Source organism: uncultured Sphingomonas sp., assembly GCF_946477935.1.
GTDB lineage: Bacteria > Pseudomonadota > Alphaproteobacteria > Sphingomonadales > Sphingomonadaceae > Sphingomonas.
The window spans coordinates 1-13,116 of sequence record NZ_CAMLAC010000024.1; the positions used below are offsets into that span (position 1 = coordinate 1).

20 protein-coding genes are annotated in these 13,116 nt (G+C 63.4%); 19 read left to right on the plus strand and 1 reads right to left on the minus strand.

Translation table 11 applies throughout. The features are described 5' to 3' along the window. Positions 1–117: 117 nt before the first annotated feature. The gene (locus Q0U08_RS04510; protein ID WP_298090006.1) at positions 118–1,179 is read right to left on the minus strand and encodes a phosphoesterase; all 1,062 of its coding nucleotides are present in this window, start codon (positions 1,177–1,179) and stop codon (positions 118–120) included. Between Q0U08_RS04510 and Q0U08_RS04515 the strand changes: the two genes are divergently transcribed. From Q0U08_RS04515 to Q0U08_RS04605, 19 genes are all read left to right on the plus strand, one after another. Further along, positions 1,178–1,312, plus strand: a complete 135-nt coding sequence (locus tag Q0U08_RS04515; protein ID WP_298090008.1) for a hypothetical protein — start codon at positions 1,178–1,180, stop codon at positions 1,310–1,312. The genes Q0U08_RS04510 and Q0U08_RS04515 overlap by 2 nt on opposite strands. A 747-nt stretch (positions 1,313–2,059) precedes the next feature. After that, positions 2,060–3,346, plus strand: a complete 1,287-nt coding sequence (locus Q0U08_RS04520; RefSeq protein WP_298090010.1) for a site-specific integrase — start codon at positions 2,060–2,062, stop codon at positions 3,344–3,346. Beyond that, complete coding sequence (locus tag Q0U08_RS04525; RefSeq protein WP_298090011.1) at positions 3,343–4,254, plus strand: hypothetical protein; 912 nt, start codon at positions 3,343–3,345, stop codon at positions 4,252–4,254. Before Q0U08_RS04520 ends, Q0U08_RS04525 begins: the two co-directional genes overlap by 4 nt. Positions 4,255–4,329: 75 nt before the next feature. Further along, entirely contained in the window at positions 4,330–4,545 is a 216-nt protein-coding gene (locus Q0U08_RS04530; protein WP_298090013.1) for a helix-turn-helix domain-containing protein, read from the plus strand. A 6-nt stretch (positions 4,546–4,551) separates the two neighbouring features. Beyond that, entirely contained in the window at positions 4,552–4,755 is a 204-nt protein-coding gene (locus Q0U08_RS04535) for a hypothetical protein (protein WP_298090014.1), read from the plus strand. Continuing rightward, positions 4,748–5,287: a hypothetical protein gene (locus Q0U08_RS04540; RefSeq protein ID WP_298090015.1), complete on the plus strand. Its 540-nt coding sequence runs from the start codon at positions 4,748–4,750 to the stop codon at positions 5,285–5,287. Before Q0U08_RS04535 ends, Q0U08_RS04540 begins: the two co-directional genes overlap by 8 nt. Further along, a complete protein-coding gene (locus Q0U08_RS04545) occupies positions 5,280–5,561 on the plus strand; it encodes a hypothetical protein (RefSeq protein WP_298090017.1) in 282 nt (93 codons plus the stop codon). Before Q0U08_RS04540 ends, Q0U08_RS04545 begins: the two co-directional genes overlap by 8 nt. After that, positions 5,558–5,818 (plus strand): hypothetical protein, encoded by a 261-nt coding sequence (locus Q0U08_RS04550; RefSeq protein WP_298090018.1) that lies wholly within the window; start codon positions 5,558–5,560, stop codon positions 5,816–5,818. The genes Q0U08_RS04545 and Q0U08_RS04550 overlap by 4 nt, the downstream gene beginning before the upstream one ends. Then, a complete protein-coding gene (locus Q0U08_RS04555) occupies positions 5,815–6,108 on the plus strand; it encodes a hypothetical protein (RefSeq protein WP_298090020.1) in 294 nt (97 codons plus the stop codon). The genes Q0U08_RS04550 and Q0U08_RS04555 overlap by 4 nt, the downstream gene beginning before the upstream one ends. Further along, entirely contained in the window at positions 6,098–7,117 is a 1,020-nt protein-coding gene (locus Q0U08_RS04560; protein WP_298090022.1) for a CHC2 zinc finger domain-containing protein, read from the plus strand. The genes Q0U08_RS04555 and Q0U08_RS04560 overlap by 11 nt, the downstream gene beginning before the upstream one ends. Positions 7,118–7,224: 107 nt before the next feature. Continuing rightward, positions 7,225–8,652 carry a DUF3987 domain-containing protein gene (locus Q0U08_RS04565; RefSeq protein ID WP_298090023.1) on the plus strand — a complete coding sequence of 476 codons (1,428 nt, stop codon included), beginning with the start codon at positions 7,225–7,227 and terminating at the stop codon, positions 8,650–8,652. Next, positions 8,645–9,076 carry a hypothetical protein gene (locus Q0U08_RS04570; RefSeq protein ID WP_298090024.1) on the plus strand — a complete coding sequence of 144 codons (432 nt, stop codon included), beginning with the start codon at positions 8,645–8,647 and terminating at the stop codon, positions 9,074–9,076. The genes Q0U08_RS04565 and Q0U08_RS04570 overlap by 8 nt, the downstream gene beginning before the upstream one ends. Before the next feature lie 238 nt (positions 9,077–9,314). Then, positions 9,315–9,731 (plus strand): hypothetical protein, encoded by a 417-nt coding sequence (locus Q0U08_RS04575; RefSeq protein WP_298090025.1) that lies wholly within the window; start codon positions 9,315–9,317, stop codon positions 9,729–9,731. Beyond that, positions 9,718–10,158: a DUF5681 domain-containing protein gene (locus Q0U08_RS04580; protein ID WP_298090027.1), complete on the plus strand. Its 441-nt coding sequence runs from the start codon at positions 9,718–9,720 to the stop codon at positions 10,156–10,158. The genes Q0U08_RS04575 and Q0U08_RS04580 overlap by 14 nt, the downstream gene beginning before the upstream one ends. Then, on the plus strand, positions 10,155–10,364 hold the full coding sequence (locus tag Q0U08_RS04585; RefSeq protein WP_298090029.1) for a hypothetical protein: 210 nt from the start codon (positions 10,155–10,157) through the stop codon (positions 10,362–10,364). Before Q0U08_RS04580 ends, Q0U08_RS04585 begins: the two co-directional genes overlap by 4 nt. Next, entirely contained in the window at positions 10,361–10,714 is a 354-nt protein-coding gene (locus Q0U08_RS04590) for a hypothetical protein (protein WP_298090031.1), read from the plus strand. Before Q0U08_RS04585 ends, Q0U08_RS04590 begins: the two co-directional genes overlap by 4 nt. 447 nt (positions 10,715–11,161) lie before the next feature. Further along, the gene (locus tag Q0U08_RS04595; RefSeq protein WP_298090032.1) at positions 11,162–11,464 is read left to right on the plus strand and encodes a hypothetical protein; all 303 of its coding nucleotides are present in this window, start codon (positions 11,162–11,164) and stop codon (positions 11,462–11,464) included. Then, entirely contained in the window at positions 11,464–12,207 is a 744-nt protein-coding gene (locus tag Q0U08_RS04600) for a hypothetical protein (protein WP_298090034.1), read from the plus strand. The genes Q0U08_RS04595 and Q0U08_RS04600 overlap by 1 nt, the downstream gene beginning before the upstream one ends. 31 nt (positions 12,208–12,238) lie before the next feature. Next, positions 12,239–13,114 (plus strand): hypothetical protein, encoded by an 876-nt coding sequence (locus Q0U08_RS04605; RefSeq protein WP_298090035.1) that lies wholly within the window; start codon positions 12,239–12,241, stop codon positions 13,112–13,114. The last annotated feature ends 2 nt before the right edge of the window (positions 13,115–13,116 follow it).

Consider the following 13,116-nt stretch of genomic DNA (forward strand, 5'->3'; position numbering starts at 1 on the left):
GGGAGAGGGAGGGGCCCGTCGCGTCAGCGATGGGAGGGTGAGGGGTTGCCGCGAAGCACAGCACTGCTTGGCGGCCCTTCACCCTCCCCACGGCTTCGCCGCGGGTCCCCTCCAGCATCAGGCGGGCACCTGCCCTTCCGGGAGGCCCAGTCCGCTTACGAAGCGGTTCCATATCTCCACCGGCAGCGCGCCGCCGGTGGCCTGGGCGTGGCCGTTGCCATAGCGGCCATCGGCGCCGTCGGGGCGGTGTTCGGCGAGAAAGGCGAGGAGATCGCGACCGGTGGCGGAACGGGCAGCGAAGTGGACCCAGCCGGGGCGGTAGCCGCTGTTCGCCGCGATCACGATCTTGTCGCGCAGCCGCCCGCGCCATTGCTGCGCGATCAGCGGATGGATCTGGCAGGGCGAGGCGAAGAGGAGCAGCGCGACGTCGCCCGCGATCCGGGGCGGGACGCGGCGGGCGGCCTCCACCGCGTCACGCACCTGCGCCTTTGCCGCCACGAGCGCACGCGCATCCGCCCCCTCCCCCTTGGTGATCGCCTTGGGGCCCTCTCCGGCGAGCAGCAGGCTCAGTGCCGGCCCGGCATCGGCGGCGGCGGTGCGGCGTGGTGCGTTGACCAGCGACACGGCATCGCGCAGCGCGGTCTTGCCCCAGCGGGTTTGGGCCTCGGCCAGTTCGGGAAAGCCCGCCGTCTCCGCCATGTCACCGATCAGGCCGAGTGCGGCGAGCCAGAGCAGGTCGCCCTGGTCGCCGAGCGCGGTGGTTGCCCACCAGGCGATCAGCGCGCTGGTCGGTTCGGGATCGAGATTGTGGCCGCTGAGCGTGATCGCGCCGGGCGACGTGCCGGTCGGGCGATGATGGTCGACGATCAGCGTCGACACGTCGGCGAGGACCGGTTCGGCGCGGGTGCCGAGATCGGCGAGGATCAGGCCGCCGGGGTTCAGGCGGCGCAACCGGTCGCCGAAATCCTCGTCCCACGGGGTCTGCGCCTTGCCGACGATCACTGGTTCGGCGATGCGGCCCGCATTGCGCAGCGCGCGGGTGAGGATCGCCGCGGCGGCAAGGCCGTCCGCGTCGAAATGCGCAGCGACCGCGATCGTCGCATCGGGAGCGACATCGGCGAGGAAGCTGGCCATGCCGGTGGCGGCGGCGGTTCGGGGATCGGCCGGGTTCAGGGTCATGGCGGCACAACGCGGGACGGGCGATGTGGATACCGGTAAGTGGCCGGTGCTGCCCGAGACTCCGTTCGGCTTTGGTGTCCGTTTCGACTTTCGCGGAGGAGCGGATTTCCAGACCGCGATGACTTTATCGTGATCCGTTCATGCCGAGTGGCGATCGAGTGGCTTCGCAGGAGCATATCGAGGTGCCGTCCCGCGAGCCAACCTGTCTCTCGATACACCGTCTCGATGCGCGGCTTCGCCGCTACGCGACGGCTATTTGAGACGAAGGGACAAGGGATTCGACCTCATGTCATCTCGCTCCAGCGGTGCCCTTCGACCGGCTGGCCCGCCAACCGCCAAGGGCGCAGGCCGAGGGAAAGCGATCGGCCGGCTTTTGTCGGTGGTGACGCGGTGGATGAAGGGCTTGGCGAGGATGGTGGAGACCGCAACGTGTTCGGCGGTAGCGCCGAACTCGGGGACGACCGACAGGTTCTCGCCATAGCCGTCGCGCGTCTTCCACTCGAAGAGTGGGACGCGAGATCATGATTACCCCTTTGGAAGCGGGCAAGCCACTGGCGACGCTCAATGAGATGAGCGCGACGATCGCGTTACGGAGGGGTGACAAGCCGCAGGTCGCACGCACGCACACGCGCCGCGATGCAGTCGAGAAACCGATGATGTAAGGGGTTCCGCACCGGCGGCGGAAAAACACCTGGTGACCCCTACGAGAATCGAACTCGTGTTTTCGCCGTGAGAGGGCGGCAACAGGTACACTGAGGCACACGCTGAAACGTGAACGCCTGCCGAACATCGTCGGTTTTGCGCCGCTTTATGTTTCTGTGTGTATCGGCGTGTTTCAGTGTGTATATTACCGACATATTTCCGAAGTGGAGTTGTCGGGATGGGTCGGGCGGTCAAGGATACGAAGCTGGACAAGCGTGACGCACGTTTGAAGCTGGCCAGCCAAAAGGAACCGTACTGGCGTTTGGTCAGTGAAGGTGCGCACCTTGGCTATTATCGAGGCGCCCGCGTCGGCAAATGGGTTGCCCGGTATAAGGCGCCTGGATCCAAGGGCGGGTACGCGAAAACCACGCTGGGCGAGGCAGACGACATCCGTGACGCTGACGGCGTAGCCATCCTGACGTTCCGGCAAGCAGACGATGCCGCGCGTAAATGGTTCGCCCAAAAGGAACGAGGCGACGTGGTGCCGGCCGGTCCGTTCACCGTCGGCGACGCGCTCGACGAATATGCCAAGGCCTTCAAGGTCAGGAAGGGCGCCATTCCTACCGATCTTCGGTCCCGAATCGACGAGATCATCAAGCCCACGCTCGGGGCGCGCGAGGCCGCGAAGCTCACCAAGGACATAGTGAGTGATTGGCACAATGCCCGTGCGACTTCTCCGGCCAAGCTGCGAACGAAGAAGGGAGCGGAAAAGCAGAACGAAAGGGCGGCTGACGACAAGGAAGCACTACGGAAACGGCGTGCCACCGCCAATCGCGACCTCACCGTGCTGAAGGCGGCGCTGAACCTGGCAGCGGAGACGCGGGACTGGCTCCCTGTCGCGGCATGGTCAAAGGTGAAGGCATTCGGCGGTGTGGACGTGGCCAAACGGCGCTATCTCAATGACGACGAGGCGCGGCGGCTGGTGAACGCCAGCGACCCCGAGTTTCGTCCGATGGTGCGTGCGGCCCTCCTCACCGGTGGGCGATACGGCGAGCTGCGCCATGCTCAGGTGAAGGATTATGATCGCCAGTCACGCACCGTGTTTCTGGTGGAGACCAAGAACGCCCTACCCCGCCCCGCCTATCTGGATGATGATGGGGTTGCGATGATTGAGCAGGCCATCGCGGGTAAGAAGCCGGCCGACTTCATATTCATGCGTCCCGATGGGGCGCAATGGCAAAAGAGCCAGCAGCAACGACGGATGGCGGATGCGTTTGATCGGGCGAAGATCGACAAGACGACGTTCCATGACCTGCGTCGCAGCTATGGCGCCCGGCTGTCGCGTGCCGGCGTACCGATGGCGGTGATCGCCGAAGCAATGGGGCACAAGGACGAGCGGATCACCCGCAAACATTATGCGCACCTCGCGCCCAGCTACGTGTCGGAAACGGTACGTGCTGCGGTTTCCGGCTTGGGGATCGTGGCAGCAACGAACGTGGTGGCGCTTGGAAAGGCCGGAGCGTGAACGAGAACAATCCCGACCAGGAATTCGACGCTTCCAAGCTGGCGGCATCCATCTTGGAAGACGCACAGGATCGGCTCGATCATGCGACCGTCCGGGCGATCCACGAGGAAGATTACTCGGACGGGGTGCTGCGCATCGGGCAGCCTAGCGCGTGGGGCTCCGGTCTGGAGCCGCCGCATAAGGTCGCGGTCATGCATCCTGACGTCGCGGAGGCAATGCGAGCGCAGGACAGTTGGGCAAAAACGCTCGTCAACTATGTGCGCTTTGCGAACTGGCATAGCGGCGAGACTGACACACTCCGTGGGCGGCGGCGGCGCCTGCGCCGTACCCTCAACGCGCTCAATGCGGCTTTCGAACTTCACCCTGACTTGGCGACGCTGGATGTTCGCGACGATCTGGCGCTTCTCGGTTTGGCATTGGACGGGCTTGATGTTGGGGCTACGCATCCGTTGCTCCGCACCCCGGAGGGCGTTGGCAATCGACCGCCCGACCACAAGCTGACGCAACAATTCCGCGTCTACATCATCGCCTTCGCAGTCATTCTGGAGCGCGCCGGGGTAACCGGGCAGGTTGCATACGAATGGATCGCAAACGAGCTAGATCGTGCGGGCGTGCCCCAGCCGAAGGGCGCCAAGCGAGATACCCCCGGCCACAAATGGAAGACGATCGCGAAGTGGCATAAGGAGGGCATGCCTGGTTATGCGGACGGACGCACCACCCCAAGTGATACGCTGCGCGCACCAGCCAAGAAGTTGCAGGACGATGCCCACCAAGTCGCGCGGCTCATCACCAGCTTTGTGGGGCATGCCCTTGCCGAAGGGCAATCAATGCCTCCCACGTTGGAATATGGTCAGGCGGTGATCAGGCAAACGATGCGGGAGCCGAGCTTCCACAGCCTGGTCGCATAGCTTTCGCGCAAAGGTCCGTTTTTGCGCGCAGTCTCATGCCGTCTCTGGACGTCGGTACACACGACGGAGACGGTAATGGGAAAGCTCAATACCACCGAAGCTGACGAGCAGTTGGCTTACTCGATTAACGACGGCGCGCGCCGCGCCAACATCTCGCGCGCTGAAATGTATCGCATCCTCAAGAGGGGCGATCTTCGTGCGAAGAAGCAGGGACGGCGAACCGTCGTCCTGCACGCAGACCTCGACGCCTATCTCTCGGGTCTTCCTGACTACAGCCCGGCGGCGGCGTGATCCCCCATGGCGACCACGACGCAGGCGGCGGCCGGTAAAACGCGAAAGGCCGGCGTTGGCGCGCCGGCCCTCACAAATCACATCAACAGCAGCACCAGCGAAGATAGCAGCACAAATCTTCGTCTTCAATTCCTGATTGCGCGATTCGGCTTGAACGCCGTTCGTGCGCCGCTGGTCGCTGCCCTCATCTGGGGGACGAACAATGGATAAGGTCAACTCCAAGGCGCAGACGATGCGTATCGTCGCTCAGGTAGAGCGGGAGCTTCCGGCCGATTGGACCGGCCCAGGTGTCTGGTCCGACGTCTTTCACGAGATTACCAATGTCATCGTAGACCTCCGCGGTCATTTCGATGCGTCGCGCTATGTGGCACTCCTGTCGACGGCAGCTATGGCGTTGCGTCAGTACAAGGCAGAGAAGGCCGCCTTCACCGAACTGCAGCAAGCGGAGATCGGACGCGCTCCTGCCGCTTCGCCTTACATCTGGATCCATGATGCCCCCGGTGAGGGGTGGGACGTCGATGTACCCGGCGCCGATAACCCGGACGTGCAGGAGCGCTGGTTCCAAGCCCGCTGCGACGCTCAAATGTTCGCAGCTGGACTGGCTGCGGGTCGCGGTTGGGCCATCGTGGACGACAGCTCGATGCGCACCGACGACGAGGAGGAAAAGGCAGAACGGGCTGCCCAAGCAGCAGAGGAGTTCCTCAAGGGCCTCAACAAGCGTGGAGGGGCCGGCAATGTTTGACACGTCCGCAGCCGCATACGCGCGCCTTGCGCCAGTCAGCGGCTTTTACCGCTCGATTGTCCTGAAGACGCTTTTCGACAATCCGACTGGCCTCACCGTCGATGAAGTCTGCGAACTGGCCGGCTATCCGCGGTACAGCCTCCAACCCAGATTCAGCGAGTTGCTCCACAAGGGTGCGATCCGTGACACCGGGCGGCGGCGGCAGAATCGCAGCGGCGCTTATGCGGCTGTCTGGTGCGCCACAGCCCTGGATCCGCAGGAGGCGCAGGCATGACCGCCACCAAGAACACCTTTGTCCTGCTGCGTCAGGTCGAGGGCCCGCGCTGGTGCGTCGTGCGACATGCACTGCGCGATGGCAAGACGCACTTCGTCGATCGTTTGGCGACGGCACGTGCCTATCCCGCCGCCGCCCAGATCGCGATCGAAAGTGCGGACCGCATGGGTTTGATCCTCGCGATCCAGGCCGATGGAAAGCGTCCGCGCCGCTTCGATCCGATCACTGATGCCCCAAATGTTGGAGGTGGACGATGAGCGCAAGCATCATACCCTTGCGCCATCCATTGCCTCGGCTTCCGTTCCGCGGGACGGTCTGCGTGATGGGTAGCAAAGCGACCGGCTTTCAGGTCGGTCACGAGAGTGCGTCGGGCGATAGCTGGGGCAGCTTCTCAGGTCCCTACGCGAACGGGACCGACGCTATCGCCGCCGCTTATGCGCTCAACATCAACACGTACCTCGGCGGATGTGATGTGGAAATCTGCGAGGACGCGCTTGCCGACCAGCGCGCCAACGCAAAAACAATGGAGGGGCGCTATGACTTCTGATCGCCTCCGGGCCAACGGCGGCAACCTCGGCCGCATGAACAGCGACGATCTGTCGCGCATCGTCTCCGGCATCCGCGACCGGTTCCCTCTATCTAGCGTCGCTTCGAAGGCGGGCGTGAAGCTGCAGCGTGCGGGCCGCGAGTGGAAAGCATGCTGTCCATTCCACCCCGATCGTTCGCCCAGCTTCACGATCTATGCGGATGATCGCCGGGCGCACTGCTTCGGCTGCGGCTGGTCGGGCGATGTGCTCGACTTCGTGCAGCAGGCGTACCGCGTGAAGCTGCCTGGCGCGATCGAGATGCTGGATGGCGGCGCGCTGCGTGAGCTGGAGCAGCAGCGGGCACCTGCCAAGCCTAAGTCGGACATGCGCCCCGTTGCGCAGCGAATCGTCAATAGCTCGGTGCCAGTCGCGGGGACGCCAGCCGAGGCGTATCTACGGTGGCGCGGCATCACCATGGATCTGCCGCACACCTTGCGGTTCGCCCGTCTGGCGCCGCCCAAGATCAACGGCAACGGCTTGCTTGCGGCCAATGGTTCTGGCCCCCTCCCCGCCCTGATTGCGATCGTCACCGATCCGACTGGCGCGCTCGTCGGATTGCAGCGAACCTATCTGACGGAGGATGGGCGCAAGGCTGCAACGGTTCCGACCGCGACCGATCCCAAGCCGAAGGTAAAGTATAGCCTCGGCAACGTCGTCGGCGGCTCCATTCAACTCGGTCCGCCTGCCGCCAGCATGCTGGTCACCGAAGGGCTGGAGGACGGCCTAACGCTCGCGCAGGCGCTTGGCCGGTCGGTGTGGGTTGCCGCAGGCACGTCGATGATGCCCCAGATGACCTTCGCCGACGTGACCCGCGCCATTGTGATCGGGGCTGATGGTGATCAGGCAGGTGACATGGCGGCAGCGAAGGCGGCGGCGGCGTTCACTGCGCTTGGTCTGGCTACGCGGATCATGCGTCCCAATCCCCCGTATAAGGACTTCAATGCCGAGTTGATGGGGGTGCGCCCATGACCGCGGCCTCTCTGCAATCCCGCTTCGACGACGCTCGGCCATTCGCCCCCGTCCCACTCGAGGGTTATGCCGACTCAGACCGTTCAGCAGCATGGGGGCTGCCGGACATGTCGGTGATGCGTGCTAGTCTTGCACCCGCGCCGCTGTTCCCCGGTGACGTGTTGCTCAACCTCATGCCGCTCGTCTCCGATCTGGCGGCGGGCAAGGGCGCGCCGGTTGATTACGTCGCGATCGGCGTCCTGACGGTGGCGGCGTCGCTAATCGGCGGCAAACGCTGGGTCTCCGCATGGGAGGGTTTCGACCAGCCCTGCATCCTGTGGGGCGGCTTGGTCGGGGATCCATCGTCCAACAAATCGCCGGGCATCGACGCAGCGACGCTCCCTTTGCGCGCCATGGAAGGTGAACTGGCCGAACAGCATCGCGTCGTCATGATGAGCCACGCCGCAGTCGCTGAGCGCGCCAAGGCTGAGCGCAAGCAATGGGAGGACAAGGTAAAGCAGGCGGCCAAGGAGAACCTAGAAACCCCTGACATGCCCGAGGAGGCCGAACAGCCCGAGGCGCCGCAACGACCGCGCCTCATGGTTCAGGATTCGACACCCGAGGAGATGGCGTCGATCTTGGCCGGCAACGTAAATGGCACGCTGCATCTTCGCGACGAGCTGGCCGGATGGCTCGACAGCTTCGAACGCTACTCCCCTGGGGGTCGTGCGTTCTGGCTCGAGGCTTATGGCGGACGACATTTCGTCGTGGACCGGAAGAGCCAAACCAAGCCGCTGATCGTGCCGTTCAACGGCGTCAGCGTTCTAGGTGGCATTCAGCCCGACAAGCTGCGGGATGCGCTCCTCGGGGTGTCGGACGATGGTCTTGTCGCGCGCTTCATGTGGGTATGGCCAGAAGCAATACGCTTCAGCCGTCCACGCCAGATCGCGGACACGGCACGTCTTGATCGGCTCTATCGCCGGCTCCAGCAGCTGCACCGGCCGGCAGGGGAAATGGTCACCATTCCGCTTGATGCACGCGCCGCTGACATTTTCGAGGAATGGATTGCCGATAACGATGCCGATGTTCGTCAGGCGGCCGGACTTTATGCGTCGTGGTCGGGCAAGGCACGGGGCCTGGCTCTGCGGCTTGCCCTCACGCTTGAGTATCTGAGCTGGGCAGATGCTGGAGGGCGAGAACCGTCCTGCATCTCGGTTTTGTCGCTGACCAACGCTCTGACGCTGATCGAGGATTATCTAAAGCCGCACGCCCGGCGTGTTTTTGGCGACGCTGCTCTGCCGCCGGTCGAGAAGGATGCGGCGGCGCTTTCTCGCTTCATCGTCAAGGAACGGCTCGAGCGGATCAATGCGCGTGACATTCAGCGCAATCCCAAGCTGCCTTCCCTCGGCAACAAGCAGGACGTTGAGGCGGCAGTTGAGGCGCTGATGGAAGCCGGGTGGCTGCGCGAGGGCTTCAGCCGGCAAGGTGACACCCCGGGGCGCCCCAAAAAGGACTATCTGGTCAACCCGGCGGTGCACGGTGCGGGTCATGGGTAACTGGCGGCAATCGGCGGCGGCGGCGCTGGTAGACACGGAACCCACCTATACCCGGACCTCAGCCTATGGCCTTCCTGCCGCTGTCGAAGCGGGGCTTCGCGCGCTTGTGAAGCAGAAGCTTCCGCGGTTGGCCAGCCATGACGAATGGCACGCGACCGTTGCCGACGCGATACGGCTATCTTGCGAAGGCTGGGCAACTACCGCGCTTTCGATGGGCTGGACCGAGCACGACGTGTTCGGGATCGGCCCGCATGGCAGCAACGAATGGCTGTCGCTGGCCGTCTGGATAGCGGGTCGGTCGATCATTGCGATGGACGACTACCGCGCATTCACGACCGACGATGACGTGTTTTACCTCGAACGCTGGGGCCGCCCGAACACGACGTTCGTCGAGCCGGTCCTGCTGTGGGAGATTGGCCGGTGATCGCGGCTATTGTCCCTATTGTCGCTATTGTCACAGGCGCCGCGTCTCACTCTCTGGCTGCCTGCGCCCTCGCGTCGTCCCCTAAAAAGACCTCTATCTATCTATATAAAAAGGAGAAGGCAGTGGCAGACACGCAGGCTCTGACAATAGAGACAATAGCGCCAATAGGTCGGCGCACGAAGGTCCCCACGCCGTGGTGTTCCGGCTCCAACGCCGCTTGTGCCGAAGGGGCGCGCCGATGACCCGCTGGGAAGCCCGCATCAAGAAGCTGGAGGAGGCACAACCTGACGGCACGGGTGTGTGGTACGGTCTCGTCCGCTATTCACCGCCGGAGGGCGCGTCCGATTGGCTCGCGCCGATGCTGGCAGACCTCAACTGGTCGTCGGCGGCATTCGCAATGATGGTCGTCGATGCGAATGACCCGGCTGATACCACGCCTGTGGGGGTCATCGCCCCGGCCCACTACGACGATATGATTGACAGCGATCGCATGCGGTACTTCGCCGCAGGTCGTGATCCTGGTCGCTGGTATCTCGCCATAACCGGCCGCGGGGAGCCTGAAGCAATGGCCATGCATGGTGGGCGGGCGGCGTTCATCAAGGATATGAGAGAGCAGATCAATAAACCGCAGGGAGGGTATTTTGGACAGTTCTAAGCCCCGTAATCCGTCCGCAAAATCGGGGGATGGCCGCTTCAAGCCCGGCAACCCCGGCAAACCCAAGGGCGCCCGCTCGCGTGTCACACGCGCCATCGAAGCGCTGCTCGAAGGCCAACATGAAGCCTTGACCAAGGCGGCGATCGACAAGGCGTTAGAGGGCGACACCGTTGCACTCCGTTTGTGCCTCGATCGCCTTGCGCCGCCCCGCAAAGACGCTCCGGTCAGCATTGACCTTCCACCCGTGAAGACCGTCGCAGATGCCGTGTCGGCTTCATCGGCAATCCTCGCTTCGGTGACGACTGGCGATGTTACACCGGATGAGGCTGGTCGGGTGATGGCGCTGCTGACGGCGCACAAGTCGATCGTGGAGACTTGCGACCTTGAGCAGCGGATCGCGGCATTAGAAGAGAAGGGTAAGGCATGAGCAGGATCAAGGAGCGGGTGGCACGGCTTGAGAATGGGCTGGCTGGCGACGGGCGATTGATCGTCATATCCGGCCCTGGCACCATGGATGTAACAAGAGAACTGGGCACGCGCGGAATTACGACAGCTGGCCATGATCTAGTCGTTACCGTGAATAAGCTGGCGGAGACGCCGATCTGCGTCACGATCGATGGGGCAATGATATGAGCGGAGATGATCCTCGACCACCGCAACCTAAACGGCGCGGTTATCTGTGGCCGGCGCAAGGGGACGGCAGGTGGATAAAGATCCGTGAGCGTCAGCGTTTCTGGAGCAAGCACGGCACAGTTTTGATCGGCGATCTTGGTCAATTCGACATGACGGAAGAGATAGCGCGTCACATGACGACGCATCATCTGCACTACTACCCGCACGTCTGCACAGGGGATAAACCGGGGCATGCCATCGCTTTGGCAGAAATACGGCGGCGCGAAGGTTGGGTTCCGCGCACAGCCCTGATGATCTCTGCTGTGGCTCTCATACTGTCGTTTATATCGGTGCTCCGTAGCTTCCGCTAACGGGTGCTCATCCATCCCTTTTCCTGCCTATTTGCCTCCAAGACTAAGCCGCTGCGGGACGTGGCCCCAACCGGATCCGCTGTCCTTCTCGATGCCCCCGGCCACCCTGCCAAACGCCAGAACGATGTAGCAGTCCCCGCGTCTCAGCCCGGATCACAGCGTTCCGCACGGTGCTGCGGTCATGGAAGCGCAGGTCTTCAGCGATCCTTGAATAGCTCGGCATGGTGCCGGTGTCCTCGACCATGCGCCGGCAGTAATCTGCCAGCTCCTGATACCGCGGGACGGGGCGCTTCTTGGGCTTCGGCATCCACGATGGTTACGTGGTGCGGTTGGCGATAGAATAGTGGGCGGTAACCGCTAACGCCCACTATTCGGGAAATGGTGGGCGGGCATAGTTGCTGCGATGATACTGGCCGGATGGCTTTCACCACATAACGAAAGCGCATCATGGACCAGAGTCGATCTGAACAGATCTTGCAGGTGCTAACCGCCTACGATCTCGCGATCGTGGAGGCACTTGCCACTTATGCGCGTGGGATGATTAATCTCGGTGAGCGGGATGGTGCGATTGAGGGGATGGCTCGCGCGATCAGCATCCTCAGCGGCATGGAAGACGCCGGACGAATCACGGACTCGGCTCTTCACCTGATCAACGTCGAGCAGGCTTTGCGGAACGACGGGATCTATGACGACGTACTTACCCGTGCGCGGCAGATGGGTAGGGAACGGCGTGCGGCAGGGAACGCGTAATGGTAGCGCCCCTGGCAATCGCTGGCATCTCTGCCGCTGGTAGCCTCTTTTCCGGGATCACCGGGGGCAAGGGCGCTAAGAAGGCGGCGAATATCGCGGCGCAGTCGGCGGCTCAGGACCGCGCGCTGGCACAGCAGATCTACAACAAGAATTACAGCTTGGCCGCGCCCACTGTCGATCGTGGCAATGCGGCAGGTGCGCAGATCAATGCGCTGCTCGGATTGGGTGGTGACACCGCGGTCGCGAACGATGCCCTAGCCAATTGGAAGCTATCGACCGGCTACCAGACGCGGCTGAACGAGGGCTACGACGCGATCAACAGCGGCTATGCGGCTCGCGGCGCACTAGAAAGCGGCGCTGCGCAGAAGGCGTTGCTGAAGTATGGCCAGGCGCAGGCGAGCAACGAGTTCTCGAATTATCTGGGGCAGCTTTCCAACCAACAGGGCGCCGGGCTGAACGCGCTGGGTTCGGTCACAGGCTCGGGTATCGCCTACGTCAATCAAGCCACGAACGCCAATCAGGGAGCCGCCAACGCGGCAGCCAACGCGGCGCTGTACGGCGCACAGGCCCGGCAGAACGCGATGGGCAGCGCCATCAATGCGCTTGGCAACGCGTTCGGGCAGAGCAGCTACAGCCAGAAGGTTCCTGATGCCTTGGGCGGCGGCACGTTTGCGCCCGGCGGCTCGCTTTATGACCCGTACGGCATGCTGAAGAACTTCGGCGGAAAGAACCCCTTCGGGTGAGTGGCACCATGCAATCACGGAGGCACAGTTGATGGCTATCCAAATCGATTGGGGTCTGCTCGGGCGACCCACCGACGCCGGCGCTGCCTTCCGGCAAGGCTTCGATCAGGGACGAGGACGTGCTGCCATGCGCACCCTGACCGCCGATCCGTACAACCGTGGCGCCCTCAACGCCTTGTACGAAGTCGATCCGTCCACCGCCGCAACCATGGAAAAGGTGGGACAGGATCGCCTAACGTTCCAGAACAAGCAGGATGCGCTACGCCGCGAAAACGCCGCGCGGAGCATGGTCCCTGACGTCCTAGCCGGGGCCGGCATCGGCGGCGGCGTTCGGAGCGGCAGCGGTCCGGCACTGCCGGCGACCGGGGCAGACGGTGAGATCACCGTCACGGCCCCCGTCAAGCACAAGACGATTGCCGACGTTTACGCTCTCGACCCTGAGCTTGCCGGACGGCTGGCGACGCAGATAGGTTCCATGCAGGATCAGCAGCGCAAGCAGTTGCAGTTTGAAGCCGAGGCGCTTGGTGCCGCCGCCTTTGCCGCACGTCAGGTCTCGTACGACAAGCGCCGCTCGGTAATCGACAGTCATCGAGGAGCTCTGAAGCGGGCCGGTTTCACTGATGGCGAGATCGACGAATTTGATCCGTCCGACGACGCCCTGTCTGCCGCTATCACACAGTCCCTCGGCATCAAGGATGCGCTGGGGCAACAGCTCGCAGAGCGGCGGTTCAACTGGCAGCAGGAGGACGACCGCATCGACAACGCTCGTGCCACGCGATCCGAGGGACGGCAGGAATACTACCGTGCCCGCGCCGATCGCCGTGCCGAGACCCGCTTCGGCGAACGCGCTCTCGACCGCGCCGCACAGGCTGGCGTCCGCACCGACATCTCTGATCTGGATTATTGATC

What these genes read in the sequence shown, in the direction of transcription:
- Q0U08_RS04515 (WP_298090008.1), top strand. Translation starts at nt 1,178, where the DNA reads ATGGCGGCACAACGCGGGACGGGCGATGTGGATACCGGTAAGTGGCCG.
- Q0U08_RS04510 (WP_298090006.1), bottom strand. Translation starts at nt 1,179, where the DNA reads ATGACCCTGAACCCGGCCGATCCCCGAACCGCCGCCGCCACCGGCATG.
- Q0U08_RS04520 (WP_298090010.1), top strand. Translation starts at nt 2,060, where the DNA reads ATGGGTCGGGCGGTCAAGGATACGAAGCTGGACAAGCGTGACGCACGT.
- Q0U08_RS04530 (WP_298090013.1), top strand. Translation starts at nt 4,330, where the DNA reads ATGGGAAAGCTCAATACCACCGAAGCTGACGAGCAGTTGGCTTACTCG.
- Q0U08_RS04535 (WP_298090014.1), top strand. Translation starts at nt 4,552, where the DNA reads ATGGCGACCACGACGCAGGCGGCGGCCGGTAAAACGCGAAAGGCCGGC.
- Q0U08_RS04540 (WP_298090015.1), top strand. Translation starts at nt 4,748, where the DNA reads ATGGATAAGGTCAACTCCAAGGCGCAGACGATGCGTATCGTCGCTCAG.
- Q0U08_RS04545 (WP_298090017.1), top strand. Translation starts at nt 5,280, where the DNA reads ATGTTTGACACGTCCGCAGCCGCATACGCGCGCCTTGCGCCAGTCAGC.
- Q0U08_RS04550 (WP_298090018.1), top strand. Translation starts at nt 5,558, where the DNA reads ATGACCGCCACCAAGAACACCTTTGTCCTGCTGCGTCAGGTCGAGGGC.
- Q0U08_RS04555 (WP_298090020.1), top strand. Translation starts at nt 5,815, where the DNA reads ATGAGCGCAAGCATCATACCCTTGCGCCATCCATTGCCTCGGCTTCCG.
- Q0U08_RS04560 (WP_298090022.1), top strand. Translation starts at nt 6,098, where the DNA reads ATGACTTCTGATCGCCTCCGGGCCAACGGCGGCAACCTCGGCCGCATG.
- Q0U08_RS04565 (WP_298090023.1), top strand. Translation starts at nt 7,225, where the DNA reads ATGTCGGTGATGCGTGCTAGTCTTGCACCCGCGCCGCTGTTCCCCGGT.
- Q0U08_RS04570 (WP_298090024.1), top strand. Translation starts at nt 8,645, where the DNA reads ATGGGTAACTGGCGGCAATCGGCGGCGGCGGCGCTGGTAGACACGGAA.
- Q0U08_RS04575 (WP_298090025.1), top strand. Translation starts at nt 9,315, where the DNA reads ATGACCCGCTGGGAAGCCCGCATCAAGAAGCTGGAGGAGGCACAACCT.
- Q0U08_RS04585 (WP_298090029.1), top strand. Translation starts at nt 10,155, where the DNA reads ATGAGCAGGATCAAGGAGCGGGTGGCACGGCTTGAGAATGGGCTGGCT.
- Q0U08_RS04590 (WP_298090031.1), top strand. Translation starts at nt 10,361, where the DNA reads ATGAGCGGAGATGATCCTCGACCACCGCAACCTAAACGGCGCGGTTAT.
- Q0U08_RS04595 (WP_298090032.1), top strand. Translation starts at nt 11,162, where the DNA reads ATGGACCAGAGTCGATCTGAACAGATCTTGCAGGTGCTAACCGCCTAC.
- Q0U08_RS04600 (WP_298090034.1), top strand. Translation starts at nt 11,464, where the DNA reads ATGGTAGCGCCCCTGGCAATCGCTGGCATCTCTGCCGCTGGTAGCCTC.
- Q0U08_RS04605 (WP_298090035.1), top strand. Translation starts at nt 12,239, where the DNA reads ATGGCTATCCAAATCGATTGGGGTCTGCTCGGGCGACCCACCGACGCC.